Source organism: Streptomyces apocyni, from assembly GCF_009739465.1.
In the GTDB taxonomy this organism is placed as follows: Bacteria; Actinomycetota; Actinomycetes; order Streptomycetales; family Streptomycetaceae; genus Streptomyces; species Streptomyces apocyni.
Genome location: NZ_WHOM01000078.1, coordinates 496062 through 513297 on the forward strand (window position 1 = coordinate 496062; position 17236 = coordinate 513297).

General features: G+C 68.9%; 21 protein-coding genes. 10 read left to right on the forward strand and 11 right to left on the reverse strand.

Features of this window, described 5'->3' with window-relative positions; translation table 11 throughout:
• Nucleotides 1-14: 14 nt before the first annotated feature.
• The gene (gene rpsR / locus GCN81_RS30860; RefSeq protein ID WP_003956534.1) at nt 15-251 is read left to right on the forward strand and encodes a 30S ribosomal protein S18; all 237 of its coding nucleotides are present in this window, start codon (nt 15-17) and stop codon (nt 249-251) included.
• Between the two features lie 18 nt (nt 252-269).
• On the forward strand, nt 270-716 hold the full coding sequence (gene rplI / locus GCN81_RS30865; RefSeq protein WP_156727829.1) for a 50S ribosomal protein L9: 447 nt from the start codon (nt 270-272) through the stop codon (nt 714-716).
• A 143-nt stretch (nt 717-859) separates the two neighbouring features.
• On the opposite strand, the gene GCN81_RS30870 is transcribed toward rplI, so the two are convergent.
• Nucleotides 860-2197, reverse strand: a complete 1338-nt coding sequence (locus GCN81_RS30870; protein WP_156727830.1) for an MATE family efflux transporter — start codon at nt 2195-2197, stop codon at nt 860-862.
• A 461-nt stretch (nt 2198-2658) separates the two neighbouring features.
• Here GCN81_RS30870 and dnaB point away from each other — a divergent pair, with 461 nt between their 5' ends.
• Nucleotides 2659-4134, forward strand: a complete 1476-nt coding sequence (gene dnaB, locus GCN81_RS30875) for a replicative DNA helicase (RefSeq protein ID WP_156727831.1) — start codon at nt 2659-2661, stop codon at nt 4132-4134.
• Between the two features lie 448 nt (nt 4135-4582).
• Here the strand turns inward: dnaB and GCN81_RS30880 are convergent, their stop codons facing one another.
• From GCN81_RS30880 to GCN81_RS30890, 3 genes are read right to left on the reverse strand one after another with little or no spacing between them, the layout of a single operon-like run.
• Nucleotides 4583-4783: a hypothetical protein gene (locus tag GCN81_RS30880; protein ID WP_156727832.1), complete on the reverse strand. Its 201-nt coding sequence runs from the start codon at nt 4781-4783 to the stop codon at nt 4583-4585.
• Nucleotides 4784-4820: 37 nt separating this feature from the next.
• Entirely contained in the window at nt 4821-6461 is a 1641-nt protein-coding gene (locus GCN81_RS30885) for a thiamine pyrophosphate-binding protein (protein WP_156727833.1), read from the reverse strand.
• Nucleotides 6458-8038: an AMP-binding protein gene (locus tag GCN81_RS30890; RefSeq protein ID WP_197287865.1), complete on the reverse strand. Its 1581-nt coding sequence runs from the start codon at nt 8036-8038 to the stop codon at nt 6458-6460. Before GCN81_RS30890 ends, GCN81_RS30885 begins: the two co-directional genes overlap by 4 nt.
• A 222-nt stretch (nt 8039-8260) precedes the next feature.
• On the opposite strand from GCN81_RS30890, the gene GCN81_RS32120 reads away from it, so the two are divergent.
• Both GCN81_RS32120 and GCN81_RS32125 read left to right on the forward strand, forming a co-directional pair.
• Complete coding sequence (locus GCN81_RS32120; RefSeq protein ID WP_197287866.1) at nt 8261-8521, forward strand: EF-hand domain-containing protein; 261 nt, start codon at nt 8261-8263, stop codon at nt 8519-8521.
• A 6-nt stretch (nt 8522-8527) separates the two neighbouring features.
• Nucleotides 8528-8773, forward strand: a complete 246-nt coding sequence (locus GCN81_RS32125; protein WP_197287867.1) for an EF-hand domain-containing protein — start codon at nt 8528-8530, stop codon at nt 8771-8773.
• A 240-nt stretch (nt 8774-9013) separates the two neighbouring features.
• Here the strand turns inward: GCN81_RS32125 and GCN81_RS30895 are convergent, their stop codons facing one another.
• Entirely contained in the window at nt 9014-9382 is a 369-nt protein-coding gene (locus GCN81_RS30895; RefSeq protein WP_156727835.1) for a DoxX family protein, read from the reverse strand.
• Nucleotides 9383-9466: 84 nt separating this feature from the next.
• Here GCN81_RS30895 and GCN81_RS30900 point away from each other — a divergent pair, with 84 nt between their 5' ends.
• Entirely contained in the window at nt 9467-10108 is a 642-nt protein-coding gene (locus GCN81_RS30900) for a helix-turn-helix domain-containing protein (protein WP_231627087.1), read from the forward strand.
• A gap of 17 nt (nt 10109-10125) precedes the next feature.
• Here GCN81_RS30900 and GCN81_RS30905 read toward each other — a convergent pair whose 3' ends face one another.
• The 6 genes from GCN81_RS30905 to GCN81_RS30930 form a co-directional block, all read right to left on the reverse strand.
• On the reverse strand, nt 10126-10578 hold the full coding sequence (locus GCN81_RS30905) for a GNAT family N-acetyltransferase (protein WP_156727836.1): 453 nt from the start codon (nt 10576-10578) through the stop codon (nt 10126-10128).
• A gap of 49 nt (nt 10579-10627) precedes the next feature.
• Nucleotides 10628-11497 (reverse strand): GNAT family N-acetyltransferase, encoded by an 870-nt coding sequence (locus GCN81_RS30910; RefSeq protein ID WP_197287868.1) that lies wholly within the window; start codon nt 11495-11497, stop codon nt 10628-10630.
• 149 nt (nt 11498-11646) lie between these two features.
• Nucleotides 11647-12129 (reverse strand): NUDIX domain-containing protein, encoded by a 483-nt coding sequence (locus GCN81_RS30915; protein ID WP_156727837.1) that lies wholly within the window; start codon nt 12127-12129, stop codon nt 11647-11649.
• 58 nt (nt 12130-12187) lie between these two features.
• Nucleotides 12188-13111, reverse strand: a complete 924-nt coding sequence (locus GCN81_RS30920; protein ID WP_156727838.1) for a LysR family transcriptional regulator — start codon at nt 13109-13111, stop codon at nt 12188-12190.
• A 227-nt stretch (nt 13112-13338) separates the two neighbouring features.
• Complete coding sequence (locus GCN81_RS30925) at nt 13339-14475, reverse strand: cystathionine gamma-lyase (protein WP_156727839.1); 1137 nt, start codon at nt 14473-14475, stop codon at nt 13339-13341.
• On the reverse strand, nt 14475-14855 hold the full coding sequence (locus tag GCN81_RS30930) for a phage holin family protein (protein WP_156727840.1): 381 nt from the start codon (nt 14853-14855) through the stop codon (nt 14475-14477). The genes GCN81_RS30925 and GCN81_RS30930 overlap by 1 nt, the downstream gene beginning before the upstream one ends.
• 95 nt (nt 14856-14950) lie before the next feature.
• On the opposite strand from GCN81_RS30930, the gene GCN81_RS30935 reads away from it, so the two are divergent.
• The 4 genes from GCN81_RS30935 to GCN81_RS30950 all read left to right on the forward strand — a co-directional run bounded on the left by GCN81_RS30935 (nt 14951) and on the right by GCN81_RS30950 (nt 17219).
• Complete coding sequence (locus GCN81_RS30935; RefSeq protein ID WP_156727841.1) at nt 14951-15268, forward strand: cupin domain-containing protein; 318 nt, start codon at nt 14951-14953, stop codon at nt 15266-15268.
• Between the two features lie 221 nt (nt 15269-15489).
• Complete coding sequence (locus tag GCN81_RS30940) at nt 15490-15702, forward strand: DUF5326 family protein (protein ID WP_156728011.1); 213 nt, start codon at nt 15490-15492, stop codon at nt 15700-15702.
• Nucleotides 15703-15905: 203 nt separating this feature from the next.
• Complete coding sequence (locus GCN81_RS30945; protein ID WP_197287881.1) at nt 15906-16676, forward strand: IclR family transcriptional regulator; 771 nt, start codon at nt 15906-15908, stop codon at nt 16674-16676.
• Nucleotides 16677-16781: 105 nt separating this feature from the next.
• On the forward strand, nt 16782-17219 hold the full coding sequence (locus GCN81_RS30950; protein WP_156727842.1) for an SsgA family sporulation/cell division regulator: 438 nt from the start codon (nt 16782-16784) through the stop codon (nt 17217-17219).
• The last annotated feature ends 17 nt before the right edge of the window (nt 17220-17236 follow it).

Here is a 17236-nt window from a genome sequence, read left to right on the forward strand (position 1 = left end):
ACAGGAGAAACACCATGGCGAAGCCGCCTGTGCGCAAGCCTAAGAAGAAGGTCTGCGCATTCTGCAAGGACAAGACCGTCTACGTGGACTACAAGGACACGAACATGCTGCGGAAGTTCATTTCCGACCGTGGCAAGATCCGTGCCCGCCGCGTGACCGGCAACTGCACGCAGCACCAGCGTGACGTCGCCACGGCCGTCAAGAACAGCCGTGAGATGGCGCTGCTGCCCTACACGTCCACCGCGCGATAAGGGAAGGGTGACCGAATCATGAAGATCATCCTCACCCACGAGGTCTCTGGCCTCGGTGCCGCCGGCGACGTCGTCGACGTCAAGGACGGCTACGCTCGCAACTACCTGGTCCCGCGTGGTTTCGCGATCCGCTGGACCAAGGGTGGCGAGAAGGACGTCGAGCAGATCCGTCGTGCTCGCAAGATCCACGAGATCCAGACCATCGAGCAGGCCAACCAGATCAAGGGCCAGCTCGAGGCCGTCAAGGTGCGTCTGGCGACCCGCTCCGGCGAGGCCGGCCGTCTCTTCGGTGCTGTGACCGCTGCTGACATCGCTTCCGCGATCAAGGTTGCCGGTGGCCCCGAGGTCGACAAGCGCCGCATCGAGCTGGGCGCGCCGATCAAGTCGCTGGGCGCCCACGAGGCGTCCGTGCGTCTGCACCCCGAGGTGGCCGCCAAGGTCAACATCGAGGTCGTCGCCGCGTAAGCGCAGCGCTCGGTTGAGCGTGAGAAGGGCCGCACCCCTGGGGTGCGGCCCTTCTTGCTCTGTCTGCGGTGTGCTGGGTGCTGGGTGTTTCACGTGAAACCGTTCGTTTCACGTGAAACGGGGCGCTCGGCGAGGAGCCCGGGTCAGCGGGTGGCGCCGGTGACGATCCAGCGGCCCGATCGGGTCCGCAGCCAGAGTGTCAGCATGCGCGCCGTCATCATCAGGGCCATCGCGCCCCAGAGCGCTGTCAGGCCGCCGCCGAGAGCCGGTACCAGCAGGGCGGCAGGGGTGAAGGCGGCAAGGGTGACGAGCATGGCCCAGGCGAGGTAGCGGCCGTCCCCGGCGCCCATCAGCACGCCGTCGAGAATGAAGACGATGCCGGCGATCGGCTGGCAGACCGCGACCACCAGCAGGGCGAGGAACGCGGTGTCCTGGACGCTGGGGTCGCTGGTGAACAGCGGAAGGAAGACCGGTCGGGCCGCGACGACCAGCAGCCCCAGAACGACCCCGGCGGCGATGCCCCACTGGACCATCCGGCGACAGGCGTCGCGCGCTCCCTGGGTGTCTCCCGCCCCCAGATAGCGGCCGATGATGGCCTGCCCGGCGATAGCGATGGCGTCGAGAGCGAAGCTCAGCAGGCTCCACAGCGTCAGGATGATCTGGTGGGCGGCCACCTCGGCATCGCCCAGCCGGGCGGCGACAGCGGTGGCGAGCATCAGAATCGCGCGCAGCGAGAGGGTACGGACAAGCAGGGGAGCTCCGGCCTGGGCGCAGGCCCGGATACCGGCTGGGTCTGGCCGCAGTGAGGCACCGTGCCGTCGTGCCCCACGGGCGACGACGACGAGGTAGGCGGCGGCCATGCCCATCTGGGCGATCACCGTGCCCCAGGCGGACCCGGCGATCCCGAAGCCGGCGCCGTACACCAGCACGACGTTCAGTGCGACGTTGGCGGTGAAGCCCGCGAGGGCCACGTAGAGCGGTGTCCTGGTGTCCTGTAGGCCGCGTAGGACTCCGGTGGCGGCCAGCACGATGAGCATCGCGGGGACGCCCAGGATGGAGATCCGCAGATAGGTGATGGCGTAGGGTGCGGCGGTGTCCGAGGCTCCGATGAGGTTGACCACGGCAGGGACAGCGGGCAGGGCGACGGCGACGACGAGGGCGCCGAGCAGCGCGGCGAGCCAGATGCCATCCATGCCCTGGCGGATAGCGGACGGCAGGTCTCCCGCGCCGACACGGCGCGCGACCGCGGCCGTGGTGGCGTAGGCGAGAAAGACGAAGACGCTGACGGCGGTCATCAGGACAGCCGATGCCACGCCGAGGCCGGCCAGCTGGGCGGTGCCCAGGTGGCCGACGATGGCGGTGTCGGCCATCACGAAGAGCGGCTCGGCGACGAGTGCCCCGAAGGCCGGGACGGCGAGCGCGACGATCTCTCGGTCGTGCTGGCGGCGGACCGACTTGGGGGTCGGGGGAGCCTGGGTCATGGGGGCCAATCTAATCTTCCACAGGTAAGAGACGCAATGGCATCGTGACCATTACCTCGTGGCCAGGTGGGCGCTCCGCGCCGCGCAGTTTGCCGAGAACTTGGTCCGACTGGGGAAGTTTTTCTTATGCACAGCGTGAGCCCAGGGAAAGTCCTGGTCAGAGCTGGTTTTCTGGAGCGGCTGAGGGCTTGTTCACAGAACTGTCCACCGGGCTGTGCACAGGATAGGCCGAGTTCTCCACAGCATAGGGTCCGTCGTCCACAGGGCCTGTGGATAACCAGATTGGCTGACGGTGCCCGCGGGCCTACCGTGGTCCGGCGCCCACCCCCGTTTCCCCGGTCTCAGAACCCGGAAGAACCGATGCGTCAGAAACGGAGTTGGGCTACTCGCTTTGTCAGTGCCGTGCCGTAGGAATGTGGTGCACGGTGAGGTCCGCGTGGCGGACGGGAGGAGGTGGCCCGGTGAGTATTTCCGAGCCCTTGGACGAGCCCTGGGCCGACGGCGGTCCCAGTGACCGTCTGCCCGTCTCCCGACAGCGCCGCGATGGTGGGCGGGGCCGTGACGACCAGCACGACCGAGGCCGGGACAGCGGTGGATGGGACGGCGGCTCCACCTTCGAGCGCGTACCGCCCCAGGACTTGGACGCCGAGCAGTCGGTACTGGGCGGCATGCTCCTGTCCAAGGACGCGATCGCTGACGTCGTAGAAGTACTCAAGGGCAACGACTTCTACCGCCCCGCTCACGAGACCATCTACCAGGCCGTCCTCGACCTCTACGCCAAGGGTGAGCCAGCCGACCCGATCACGGTCGCCGCCGAGCTGACCAAGCGCGGCGAGATCACCAAGGTGGGCGGCGCATCATATCTGCACACCCTGGTCCAGTCGGTTCCGACCGCTGCCAACGCCGAGTACTACGCGGAGATCGTCCATGAGCGGGCGGTGCTGCGCCGCCTGGTCGAGGCCGGTACCCGCATCACCCAGATGGGATACGCGGCCGACGGCGACGTGGATGAGATCGTCAACAGCGCCCAGGCCGAGATCTACGCCGTCACCGAGCAGCGCACCAGCGAGGACTATCTGCCGCTCGGCGACATCATGGAGGGCGCGCTCGACGAGATCGAGGCGATCGGCTCCCGCAGTGGTGAGATGACCGGCGTGCCGACGGGCTTCACCGACTTCGACTCGCTGACTAACGGCCTGCACCCCGGCCAGATGGTCATCATCGCCGCCCGACCCGCCATGGGTAAGTCGACGCTGGCGCTGGATTTCGCGCGCGCCGCCTCCATCAAGAACAACCTCCCCAGCGTGATCTTCTCCCTGGAGATGGGGCGCAACGAGATCGCGATGCGCCTGCTGTCCGCGGAGGCCCGCGTCGCGCTGCACCACATGCGCTCCGGCACGATGACGGACGAGGACTGGACGCGCCTCGCGCGCCGGATGCCGGACGTCTCGGCGGCCCCGCTGTACATCGACGACTCCCCGAACCTGTCGATGATGGAGATCCGCGCCAAGTGCCGCCGCCTCAAGCAGCGCAACGACCTGCGGCTTGTGGTCATCGACTATCTGCAGCTGATGCAGTCCGGCGGCTCCAAGCGGGCCGAGAGCCGTCAGCAGGAGGTCTCGGACATGTCCCGAAACCTCAAGTTGCTGGCCAAGGAACTGGAACTCCCGGTCATCGCGCTCTCCCAGCTGAACCGTGGTCCCGAGCAGCGTACGGACAAGAAGCCGATGGTCTCCGACCTGCGTGAGTCGGGGTCGATCGAGCAGGACGCGGACATGGTGATCCTGCTGCACCGCGAGGACGCGTACGAGAAGGAGTCACCCCGTGCGGGCGAGGCCGACATGATCGTGGCCAAGCACCGAAACGGCCCGACGGCCACGATCACCGTCGCCTTCCAGGGCCACTACTCCCGCTTCGTGGACATGGCCCAGACCTGACATCACCGCGGCTGTAGGCTCGCATTCCCGATGTCCCTTTCTCATTGACCGTGGCCTTTTTCTGGCCCAAGGGACAAGGCAGCGAGACGAACTCTTACCTGATCGTTCGCCCGTCGTAGTGCTGATCCCGGTCTCGATCTATGGAGCGGCGTTCCCCGACCCGATCGTGGAAATGTCTCAGCTGGTCGAGACGGGGGGCTTCACTCCCCGTTCTTGCTGCTCGGGGGTGGGGCATGTCGTGTGTGCTTGGCGAGGTTTCGATGACAGCGCGGGCGCTGCCGCCGTCCCCGTGCGGGCAATCCCGGCCGCGCTCGACGCGACCGTCACGATCGCGCCTCGCCCCCGCTCCACCAGGCCGGTCGGCCCACTGTGCAGGACCCCGGCCGCGTTGACGAGGAAACCTAGCGGCCATGCCTCCGCCTCGGCCCGCTGCACGAGCCGCCTCACGTCATCCGGCCGTGTCACGTCCGCCTCCAGGTGTACGACCGATCCGGCGGCCTGCACTGCCGTCCCGCGCGGCACGCGGCGTCCGGTCGACGGCGATCACCGAGGCGCCCAGTGCGGCAAGCCGCGCGACGACTGCCGAACCGATCATGTCCCGGGCGCTGGTGACCACAGCTGTTCTCCCGGTGAACTCCCCGGCTGTCACTCTCTGCTGCTCCTGTTCATGGCGGTGTCCGGAAGGGTCACATCGTCGCGAGGGCTTGGGCGATGTTGGTGGAGGCCGGGTTCCGGTAGCCGGGGGTGGTCCGGATGTCGACGAGGACCAGGCCGTGGGGGTGCTGCATGGCCTGCTTGAGATGGTGGAGGTCGCTCGGTCCGTCGATCCGGTAGCTGGCCGCGTTGAGCGCGTGCTTGGCCAGGGCTGCCAGGTCGGGGGAAGGATGATCGGCGAGTCCGCGTTGGATGCTCTCGCCGAGCTGATGGCGCTCCTGCCCGAAGCCCTGGTCGTTGAGGACGATCACAGTGAGCGGGAGGTGGTAGCGGACCGCGGTGTGGAGTTCGCCGAGCGCCATCATCAGGTCCCCGTCGCCGGTGATGTGGACGATGCGGCGGGAAGGGGCGGAGAAGCATGCGCCGAGCGCAACGGCGAGTGACTGGCCGATGGCTCCGAAGTCGGTGCTGGGGCAGGTCCAGGAACGAATGCCGGGCGCGGGGACCATCTGGCACGCCGTCACGGACGCGTGGCCCCCTCCGATGACGATGCCGGCGGTCGGCGGCAGCAGCGGGAGGAGTTCCGCCAGGGCGTGCCGGGGGTCCACGGTGGTGAGGGTGTCCTGGTACGGGCGTGGGTCCGTTGCCCGCCGGCCGGGTGGCCGATGGGGTGGCGTGGGAATGCCGTGCGTTTCCGGCGCCCGTCCGCGCAGGAGAGCGAGAAGTCGGCGGACGACCGCGGTGGCATCCCCGCGCACGAAGACGTCCGTATCGGCCGCGAGGTCACGGTCGGGTTCGGCCGTGTCGACGCGGATGACGGTGGTGGTGCCACCTGGTGAGGGCAGAGTCAGGGGGTGGAGGCTGGTCCCGACAGCGAGCAGGACGTCACAGGCGGCGAGTTCGGATCCTGCGCGGCCGTCTCCCAGCGCGCCCGTCATGCCGGCATCGCAAGGATGACCGGTGAACAGTCCGTTGGCCCCCAGCGTGGTCGCCAGGACCGCGGGCACGCTGTCTGCCAGATGGCGCAGCAGCAACCCTGTGTGGGCGTCCGCAGCGCCGCGTCCGGCCAGGATGCCGACTCGTCGGGCCCGGACGAGGTGTTCCGCAGCGACGTTCAGCTGGCCGTCGAGGGGTGTCGCCGCAGGGGGCAGCGGGGCGGTCCAAGCATGCGGGTCCGGCCGTGGGACATCGGTTTCCTGCGTGTCCAGGGGCAGGTTCAGCACGAAGGGCTCGCCGCCCGCTAGCGCCGCGTGAGCGGAGCGCAGTGCGGGCAACAGGTCCCCGGCGTGGCGCGCGGTCGCTGTCCGGCATCCCAGGCTCCGGGCGAGCGCGGCCTGGTCGAGGCGTTGCGGATGGCGGACAGCCTGCGCCGGGACGTCGCCGGCGAGCAGCAGTACCGGTGAGCGGTGGCTGCGGGCGACGGCGAGGGCGGTGGCGGTGTTGGTCAGCCCAGGGCCGGCCGTGACGGTGGCCACGGCGGGTCGGCCGGTGAATCGGGCGAGGCCGTCGGCCATGCTGACGACTGCCGCTTCGTGGCGGCCGTGCACGATCCGGATGCCCAGGCGTGCTGCCAGATCGTTCAGGAGGGCGAGGTTGGCGGCGCCCGCCAACGCGAAGACGGTGTCGACTCCCAGCACGGCCAGTGCATCGCCGATTGCTTCACGGACCTTCATGCGGTAGCGGTCCGCGCCGGCGAGTACCGCTGTCGCAGCGCCGCTTTGTCGATCTTCCCCATGGCGGTCAGCGGGAGAGCATCGACCACGTGGAAATGCGCGGGCACCATGAGTTCCTGGCCCAGGACCGCCAAGGCATGGGCGCGAAGGGCGTGCGCATCGATCACAGCGCCCGGGGCGGCCACCACCACCGCATGGACCCATTCGCCGTTGGCCTCCGCCGGAATCCCGATGACCGCGGCTGCGTGCACCGCGGGGTGGCCCAGCAGGACCTCCTCGACCTCCCGCGACCACACCCGCAACCCGGTGCCGGCGTGCAGGATCACGTCCTTCAGCCGTTCGACGACGAACAGTCGGCCGTCGGCATCGACGTGGCCGAGGTCCCCAGTGTGCAGCCAGCCCTCCCTCACGGTCGGCGTGACCGTCCGGTCGAGATAGCCTTCCATCACGCCCCTGCTGTGGACCAGTACCTCGCCCGTCTCACCAGGAAGGGCCTCGCGGCCGCTGTCATGGCGGATCTTCACCCGCACCCCCGGCACCGGGTAGCCGGCGGACCCCAGACGGTGGGGGTCGGCGGGATGATGGTCGGCCGGCTGGAGCAGGCTCACCGGCCCAGCCTCGGTCATGCCGTAAACCTGCTGCAGAATGGGCCCGAACCGCTTCAGGGCCACGCGCACCCTCGGGGGACTCGGGCGAGAGGCGCCGTATTGGATACGCCGCAGCGTCGACAGATCGGCTTCGGCGAGCCCCGGGTGATCCGCGAGCTGGTCGAGCATCACGGTGGGCAGGAGGATCACGTTGATGCGCTCTGCCGCGATCGTCTCCAGTACCTCCCCGGCGTCGAATCCCTCGTGCAGGACAAGCGTGCCCCCGGACATCAGGGTCGGGAGAAAGAAGTGACTGCCGATGAAGGTGAGCGGCGTACATACCAGCCGCCGTTCGCCCGCGGCGACCAGCCCGCCTTCCCCCACGAGCGAGGAAATCAGCGCGTAGAGGCCGTGGCCGTGCACCACCGGCTTCGGGTACCCGGTCGTTCCCGAGGTCAAGAACACCGTCTTCACCGCGTCGGCGCCTGCCCACGCCCTTGCGGCCTCCAGCCGGTTCTCCGGCCTTGCCAGCAGATCCACTCCGGTCTCGCAGGGGCCGAGCGACAGCAGATGGCGAGGCTGGACAACCGCGTTCAGCCGCTCGGCGCGTGCTGTGTGACGCAGCGGATCGAAGACGAGCGCCGCGGGACGGATGCTCCGCAGGTTCTGCTCCATGGCCTGGTCACTGATCGCGGGCGACACCGCCACCAGCCGACACCCCAGCAGGTGCACGGCGAGCTGTACGGCGACGTACTCGGGCCGATTGCCCGACAACACGGCGACGTCCTCGCCCGGTGCCACCAGACTGCCCAGCGTTGCAGCCACGCTGCGCACACTGCTCGCCAGGTCCGCATACGACCACCGGACCCCCCGGCCGACCAGCGCCTCCCGGCCCGGCCACCGATCGACCGCATCGTCCAGAAGTTCGATGGCGTAGTGCCGAGCCTCTGCGCAGGAGCCCGGCTGCGGAGTTTCTCCGGGTGTGTGCATCCCAGTCGTCATACCCATACGGGACTTTATTACTGGGCACGGCCACCACAAAGCGACCTTTTGGCAGCGGGCCCACCCGACCGGACTAACACCTTCATTGCAGAAACGATCAGGCTCACTTCGGCGTGCTGGGGTGTGGTTCCCTGCGACCGCGACACGATCTGCCGCACCATCACCCCCGGAAGGACCCCACACACGGCAGAGAGCCACTACACCCACAAGATGTCCTTCCGATGCGATGCCCTCGACCATGATGGGGACGGGACCATCAGCCAGTCCGATTTCGACCAAGCGGCCCGCACTCTCATCACCGCGTTCGACCAGATCCCCGCCAGCCCGAAGGGCAAGGCACTCATCGACGGCGCCCAGCACTACTGGACACGGCTGGCGGAACTGGCCGACGCCGACCAGGACGGCCGGATCACGCAGCCCGAGTTCGTCGCCGCGGCCGCTCGGCACCTGCGGGACAATCAGCAGGAGTAGACCCGGATGGTGCGGCCTTGGGTCACCGCCGTCCTCGCTGTTGCCGACGTCGACGACAGCCAGGAGGTGAGCACGGACGAATGGGAGCGGATGCTCGCCGTCATGGGCATGGCACCGGAGGCGGCGCACGCCAGGGCCTCGGGCATCGACACCGACAACGACGGCGTGATCTCCCTGGACGAAGCCCTGCCATCGGTCCTCCGGTTCTACACGACCGACGAGCCCCTGACCCCGAGCGCTGCCGCGCGCTGAAGCCGGACCGCGAGAGGACCCGGGCCTTGTCGCCGGGGTCTCCAGTCTGGCCGCTACGGCGTTCAGGAGAGGTAATTGACGGCCGGGCATTCAGAGACTTCGACATCCGACGCTACCGGTCCATGGGGATGCCGACTCCGACGAAGCGCGCAACGCCGACTTCGCCGCGCGCGACCTAGCCACGTACCTCTGTGGCGTCGGCGTATGCAGCGAGCGGCGAGACCCTACAAACCGCAGCGCCTATCCATGCTGGGCGACCAGGACTGCCCAGGCGAGGTAGGCGATGTTGACCAGGAGCCGGGCCGCTACTCCTGTGGGGCGGTCCAGGAAGCGAAGCTGGGAGGGGTGGGCCTGGTGGAGGGCGTTGACGTGGGATGTCAGATAGGTGGCGATGAGCGCGGTGGCGAGCCAGCCGCCAGCGGGGCGGGAGCCGGGGGCCAGAAGCAGGGTCCCCGCCACGATGTTCGCCAGGCCGGTGGCGACGACCAGCGCGCCGGGGGCCGGTAGCCAGGCGGGCACGAGGGTGCGGAAGTAGGCGGGTAGCGCGAAGTGGGCGATGCCGGAGGCGGTCATGAGAACGGCGAGGGTGAAGGCTCCGAGAGTAGACATGCGGCGATGATGGAGTCGCGCCGGGCCTGGAGTATTGAACAGAACGGTCGTCGGCTTTCTTTCGCCCAGGGCGGTGAGGTCACGTTGTTCGCCGAGACCTCGGCCGCCACCGTGGCCCGGCACCGGCACCCGGCGTGGAAGGTGGTGCTGCCGGTGGGCGGCCACGTGACCGTCGGGGAGATGGCCGCGGCTGGAGTGCTGGTGCCCCCGCAGCTCGACCACGCGTGTGCGACGTCGTCGGCGTTTGTCGCTGTCTTCCTTGAGCCCTGGTGTGTGCGGCCGGGGCTTGGCCTGAGTCGGCTGGAGTCCTCGACCGTACGGCGGTTGCTCGATGCACTGGGCGAGGACATGGACCTCGCGGCACTGCACCGGGAAGTGAGCACCGTGACCGGCGAAGCTCCAGTGATCGATCCCCGTGTCGCGCACGCGGTCCGGGTGTGCGGACAGGCCAAGCAACTGGACGCTGTGGCCACGGAGGTGGGGCTCTCGCCCCCGAGGCTGCGCGCCCTGGTCCGTTCGACGGTGGGTGTTCCTCTGGCCAGGCTGCGCCAGTGGCGGCGGCTGCGCACCGCGGTGGCCGCGCTGCCCGGCAGCACCCCGGCATCGGCCGCCGCGGTGGCGGGCTTCGCCGACCAAGCACACCTCACCCGTGTCACCCGGGAACTGTCGGGCCGTACACCGGGTTCCCTCAAGGTCCACGCTGCCTCCGGAACCCTTCGGCCGTAGCCCCGAGGGGAAAGGGGTCAGAGCTGGAGTTTGAAGCCCAGGTGCGAGGCTGTGAAGCCGAGGCGTTCGTAGAAGCGGTGGGCGTCGGTGCGGGTGGCGTCGGAGGTTAGTTGGACCAGCTGGCAGTCGTGGTGCCTGGAGGTGTCGACCGCCCATTGGATGAGCTGGGTGCCCAGGCCGCTGCCCCGCTCGTCGCCGTGGACGCGTACGCCTTCGATGAGCGAACGGGTCGCGCCGCGTCGGGACAGGCCGGGAATGATCGTGAGCTGCAGGGTGCCGACGACGCGGCTCGCGCGGACGGCGACCACCAGGTGCTGGTTCGGGTCCTGGGCAAGCCGCTCGAAGGCGATGCGGTACGGGGTGAGGTCATCGGGTGACTCCCGCTGGGCGCCGAGTGGATCGTCGGCGAGCATGGCCACGAGGTCCGGGATGTCCGCAGAGGTCGCGGGGCGTATCTCAAGATCGCTCATGGCACGCAGGGTACGTCGACTGCCTCAGACTCCAGGATCGCCCGTGGCCTCAGCCTGCCGCCACCGTGAGGGGGGCGAAGCGGCGGGACCAGTCGCCGGGCAGTTCCGGGATGCCGTGGACCATCACCGCGTTGAGGCCCCGGTGCTCCAGGCCCCGCGCCTTGATCCAGGCCAGCAGTTCCTCATGGCGTACATCGATGTCGGTGCGCAGCTCACGGTCCGTGCCTTGGGCCAGCGAGGCGACCAGGGCCTTGGCCGTATCGGTGTCCCGGGCGATCAGCGGGCCGATGACATGGGTGTCCATGTTGGGCCAGGCGGCGGCGTAGCCGATGATCTCTCCGTCGGCCTCGGCGACCTGGAGCTGATCGGCGAAGGCCGGGAGCCGCGTGAGCATATGGGTCCGGTCGGGGCCGAACACCTCGGCGTCCAGACGCAGGATCGTCGGCAGGTCTTCGGCGGTCGCTCGGCGGGTGTGTACGCCGGGTGCCGCGGCCTCTGTGGGCCGGAAATGACCGCGGACCATCTCGACGTGGCCGACGGTCTTGAAACCGAGCTCTTCGTACAGCGGTCGGCCGTTGGATGTGGCGTGCAGGGTGAGCGGGGTGGGGCCGGCTTCGGCCAGCACCTGCCGCATCAGTCGGCGGCCGACACCCTGCCGGGCGTAGTGCTCGGCGACCAGCACCATGCCGATCGCGGTGAGTTCGGGACGCCCGGGCGGGCCGTAGTCGGTAGTCACACAGGCGGCGAGGAGGCCGCCGTCCGCGGCGCTAATGCCGTAGCCCGTTCCGGCCGACAGCAGCAGCCCCCATTTGTGTTCCTCCCGAGGCCATCCGCGGTCCTCGGAGAGGTCCGCGCAGGCGGTGAGGTCGCGAAGTGTGAGCCGGCGCATGGGCAGCGCGGAGAGGGGAGGTGTCGACACGCTGGTCAGGCTGGCCGATGAGCGCCCCTGCCGTCCACCGCTTTACGCGAGGACGCACCGTGCTTTCGGCCACGTTTGGTCAGGCCCCACGGTGGTGTTTCACGTGAAACACGCTGCCGCGGCGTACGCCATCGCCTGATTCGTACGGATCACCCCAGGTCGGGGGCGTGCATGGCGCGTACGCCCTCGATGTTCCCGTCCAGATAGTGGCGTAGTGACAGCGGTACGAGGTGCACCGAGGCGATCCCGACTCGGGTGAAGGGGATGCGGACGATCTCGTACTCGCCCGCCGGTTCCTCGACCTCAGGGCCGTGCCGCAGAGTCGGGTCCATGGACGCCAGGCGGCAGACGAAGAAATGCTGGACCTTCACACCGGTGGCCCCGCCGTCCGCGCCGATGTGCTCCACGGTGTCCACGAAGCACGGCACCACGTCAGTGATCTTCGCTCCGAGCTCCTCGTACACCTCACGGTGCAGGGCGTCGACGACGGTCGTGTCCTCCGCTTCGACTCCCCCGCCGGGGGTGACCCAGTACGGGTCCACACCGGGTTTGGTGCGCTTGATCAGGATCAGGTCATCGCCGTCGAGGAGGACGGCTCGTGCGGTGCGCTTGACCACGGGTCGGACGGTCATGGAAGGAATGTGGCCCGTCCTGTTCCCCGCGAAACCCGCCGAGGCCTTCGCGCCCAGGTCAGCTCCACTCGACGGCGGCACGGAGCAGCCACTCATGCGCCCGCGCGATATGCGGCATGGCGAGCGTTCCGGTGCGTACGACCAGGAAATACGTCCGCAGCGGTGGCACCGCGGGCTCCAGCAGTGCCACCACCTCCCCGCGCGACAGTGCCCCCGCGCAGAGATAGCGCGGCAGGACCGCGAGCCCGGCGCCCGCCACCACACAGGCCAGCACGGCCCGCAGATCGGGGACGACGACGGTCCCCGTCGCGGCGGGGCGGGAGTCGAAGACGGCGGCCCAGTAGCGGGAGACGAACGGCAGCGACTCATGGACCTCCACCACCGGCACATGCTCCAACGACGGCAGGACCTCTGGGAGAGGCGTCACGGGGTGTCGTACGTTGCCGGGATCGACCTTGGTAGCCCAGCCGGGGGCCGCCACCAGAGCGTGTTCCTCGTCGCACAGCGGAGCCGCGGTGAGCAGCCCGCCGCGCGGCTGCGCCGTGGCGATGGCCAGATCGTGGTGTCCGGCTGACAGTCCTTCCAGGGTCTCCTCGGCGTTGCCGAACGAGGCGCGCAGCGCGAACCCCTGGCCGTCCTCACCGGTGAGGGCGGTCAACGCGGGGACGGCGCGCTCCGCTGTGAACTCCGGAGGGCCCGCCAGGTGCAGGGTGCGCAGGGACGCGTCCTCGTCGGGGCCGCTCTCCACGATCTCCACCAGCGCGTCCAGATGCGGGGCAGCCTTGTGCGCGAGTTCGTCGCCGATAGTCGTGGGGGTCACTCCGCGAGCCTGGCGCAGGAAGAGGGGGCGGCCCAGCTGCCGCTCCAACGTGCGGATCTGCGCGGTGACAGCGGGCTGTGACAGGCCAAGGAGCGCGGCGGCCCGGGTGAAGGAGCCGGCCCGGTGCACCGTGACAAATGTGCGCAGCAGGGCCAGGTCCATCGGAAGCGCCTCCCCTTCCCTGCGACCCCGTGACCCCGCCTGTATCCGGCCTCGCCGGAACCCTGCTCGCGCCCAACTATAAATAAGTCGATAGGCCTCTGTCGCTACCGTGATTGGACACTGACACAGAGTCAACTAGCCTTGTTCGCGCGGTTCTTCGCATGGGGAACCGGGGCGGTCCGAGCCACGAGGGGGGAGGCTCGGACCGTCCGTTGTACGTAGCCGCGCTACCGCACTGACGACTCGTCCAGCGCGCGCAGCACATCCGCCACCAGATCCCGGGTGTCCTCCACTCCGGCCGAGAGTCGGATGAAGCCCTCCGGAACGGCGTCCCCGCCCCAGCGGCCGCGCCGCTCGGCGGTGGAGCGTACGCCCCCGAAGCTCGTCGCCTCCTCGACCAGCCGCAGCGCCGCCAGGAAACGCTCGGCGCGCTCACGGGTCGGCAGCGTGAAGGAGACCACGCACCCATAGCGCCGCATCTGCCGGGCGGCCAGCTCATGGGACGCGTCGTCGGGCAGGCCGGGATAGCGCAGTCCCGACACCTCATCGCGGCCGCGCAGGGCTTCGGCGACGGCCAGGGCGTTCGCGCAGCCCCGGTCGGCCCGTAGCTGGAGCGTGGCCAGCGAACGGTGGGCCAGCCAGGCTTCCATCGGCCCCGGGATCGCCCCGACGATCTTCCGCCAGCGCCGTACGCCCGCGGCCAGCTCGCTGTCCGCGCAGGTGACATAGCCCAGCAGGAGGTCACCGTGCCCGGTCAGCTGCTTGGTGGCACTGGCCACGGAGAAGTCAGCGCCCAGCTCCAGCGGCCGCTGCCCGAGCGGCGTCGCCAGGGTGTTGTCGACCGCTACCAGGGCGCCACGTGTGTGCGCCGCAGCGGCGAGGCGACGTATGTCGCAGACGTCGAGCCCCGGATTCGACGGCGTCTCGAGCCACAGCAGCCGGGCGCCGTCCAGCACGTCGAGCTGGGCGTCGTGAGCGGTGGGCGCGGTGCGTACCTCGACGCCGTACGCCGTCAACTGCTCGCGCACCAGCGGCAGCGCCTGGTATCCGTCGTCCGGCAGGACCACCACGTCGCCGGTGCGCAGCTGAGAGAAGAGCACCGCGGAGATCGCGGCCATGCCGGAGGCGAAGGCCAGCGTCTCCACCTCCGCGCCGGGCGCCTCCAGTTCGCCGATGGCGCGCTCGAGATGGGTCCAGGTCGGGTTCTCGTCACGACCGTAGGTGTACGGACCTGTGGGGTCACCCGGCAGGTGGAAGTGGGCGGCGAACGTCGGCCCGGGGAGCGTCGGCTCGTTCTTGACAGCCTCGGGCAGCCCGGCCCGCACCGCGCGGGTGCCGTCGCCGAGCTCGGAGCGGCTGTCCATCAGCTCTTGTCGTCGGGCAGGACCACGTTCATCGCCCAGGAGACGATGCTGATGATCAGGCCACCGAGTACCGCCGTCCAGAAGCCCTCGACGTGGAAGCTCAGGTCCAGCTTGTCGGCGAGCCACGAAGTGAGCAGCAGCATCAGGGCGTTGACCACCAGTGTGATCAGACCGAGGGTCAGGACGAACAGCGGGAAGGTCAGCACCCTCACGATCGGCTTGACGAGGAAGTTCACCACGCCGAAGACGAGGGCGACCAGGATCAGGGTGACGACCTTGCGTGGGGTGCTGTCCCCGGTAAGGGTGATTTTGTCCAGCAGCCAGATGGCGACGGCGAGGGCGGCCGAGTTGGCGATCGTCTTGACTACGAAATTCTTCATGTGTCTGATCGTGGCAGACATGATCTGCGGCAGGCACCGGTGTGTGACACGAGCCGGTTTCCGGGTGCCGTGTGAGGAACGAGGCGGGCAGGGCGATGAAGGTATTCCGGCTGGACGAGCTCGAGGCGGAACGCGTCGCGAACAACGGGGCGTACTTGCAGTTTCTTCGCGAACGGCACATGTCGGTCGGGCTGTACGCCCTGGACGCGGGGCAGACCGACCCGCAGCAGCCGCACCAGCAGGACGAGGTGTACTTCATCGCCAGCGGCCGCGCCTCGGTGACCGTGGGGACGGAGACCACGACCGTGGGCCGGGGCAGCGTCGTCTATGTACCCGCAGGGGAGCCGCACAAGTTCCACCACATCAGCGAGGACCTGAAGGTGCTGGTGGTCTTCTCGCCGCCCGAGGGCTGATCCGCCGTCCGAGGGCTGATCCGCTGTGTAGCCCCTAACCCTGATCCGCCGTGCAGCCCCTAACCCCGAGGGTCCCTAAGGGATGGGTCAGGGAAGGACAAGGGATGGCAGGCACCATCTGCCGTGCCGTGCGCTCTACCATCGAAGCAGAGACTCAGAGAAGGACTCAAAGAGCTCAGGTATCCGGAGAGATCTGGAGAAAGAGGTGTAGGGCGATGGCCGTGCAGCAGATATTCGCGGGGATGCCGTGGTGGGTGAAGTGGGTCGCCGTGCCGGTCATCGCCCTGGTCGTCTTCGGCGGCGTGATCGGATGGCTGATCGGCGTCATCGTCAGCCTGCTGTTCAAGGTGCTGGTCTTCGCCGCGCTCGTCGCCGGACTCATCTTCGTCGTACGGAAGTTCACCTCCTCCTCGTCCTCACGTAGCGACTGGTGACCGATGCGGTGGCGATGACCGGGTAAGCCGGAAACCGAGGTTCGCCCGGGCGGGGGAAAGATTCGGCCATCGCCTCCATCGGCCCAGGGGGGCGGCTAAAGTCCGGAATCCGACGCGGGGTGGCCCCCGCGGGCGGGCGCATCGCTCACCCCCGTGGCACCGTACGGGGATTCCCCCACGCGCCTCGGGAGTGCACCTTGGCCATGGCAGACAGCGGCACCACCACCGCTCCGACCCTCATCGGGTCCGTGCAGCGGGCGATGCGCTTGTTGGAAGCCGTGGCCGCCCACGAGGGCGGGGCGCCCGCGAAGCAGCTCGCGCGTGAGGCCGGGCTCGCGCTGCCCACCGCGTACCACCTGCTCCGCACCCTCGCGCATGAGGGCTATCTGCGCCGTGAGAAGGGCGTGTTCGCACTCGGCCCCGCAGCCGAGCTGCTGGCCGCCAGTGGGGCGCAGCAGAAACGTCGCGGCATGATCGGCGATGTGCTTGAGCACTGGCGCGATGCCATCGGCGTACCCGTCTACTTCGCCCTCTACCGCGAGGGTGAGGTCGAGGTGGTGGCCGTCGCGGACACCCCGGGCAGCCCCGCCGTCGAGGAGTGGGCGGACTTCCGGCAGACCGCGCACGCCCACGCGATCGGCCAGTGCCTGCTCTCCCAGCTGGACGACGACGCCAGACGGGACCACCTCGCCCGCTACCCCGTGCAGTCCATCACCCCGTACACCGTTCGCGACGGCCGGGTGCTGCTGGGCAGACTCCAGGCCGTGAACCGCATGGCGCCCGTCATCGAGCAGCAGGAGTACGCCCTGGGGACCGTCTGCGCGGCCGTCCCGATCACGGCAGGCGCCACCGCCGCCACGCTGGCCATCTCCCTGCCCGTCCACCAGGCCGACCGGCTGCTGCCCGCCGTGCGCGAACTACAGAGTGACGTGGGGAGGAAGCTGGCGACGCTGGCGTTCTCTATCAGCATCTGAAAACTCACTGCTTGTGATCCACTGGACACGTTGAGCAAGATGCCGTGAGTCAGGAAGACAGTCCACGTCCCAGTCTCCATCGACGGCACGACAACGGGGTAGGCGATGCGCGAGTCCGTACAGGCACAGGTCATGATGAGCTTCCTCGTCTCCGAGGAGCTCTCCTTCCGCATCCCCGTGGAAATGCGGTACGAGACAGCTGACCCCTACGCCGTACGACTGACCTTCCACTTGCCCGGCGACGCGCCTGTGACCTGGGCGTTCAGTCGGGAGCTGCTCGTCGACGGGATCAACGAGCCGTGTGGAGACGGCGATGTGCACATCGCGCCGGACGGCTCCGAGCCGCTGACCGACGCCGTCATCCGGCTGCAGGTAGGAGCGGACCAGGCGCTGTTCCGCTCCGGCATCGCCCCGCTCATCGCGTTCCTGGACCGGACCGACAAGGTCGTGCCGCTGGGCCAGGAACGCCTGCTCGCCGACTTTGAACGCCACCTCGACGACGCACTCGACCGCATCCTGGCGAAGGAGCAGAACGCGGGCTGAACCCGTGTGCGCTCCAG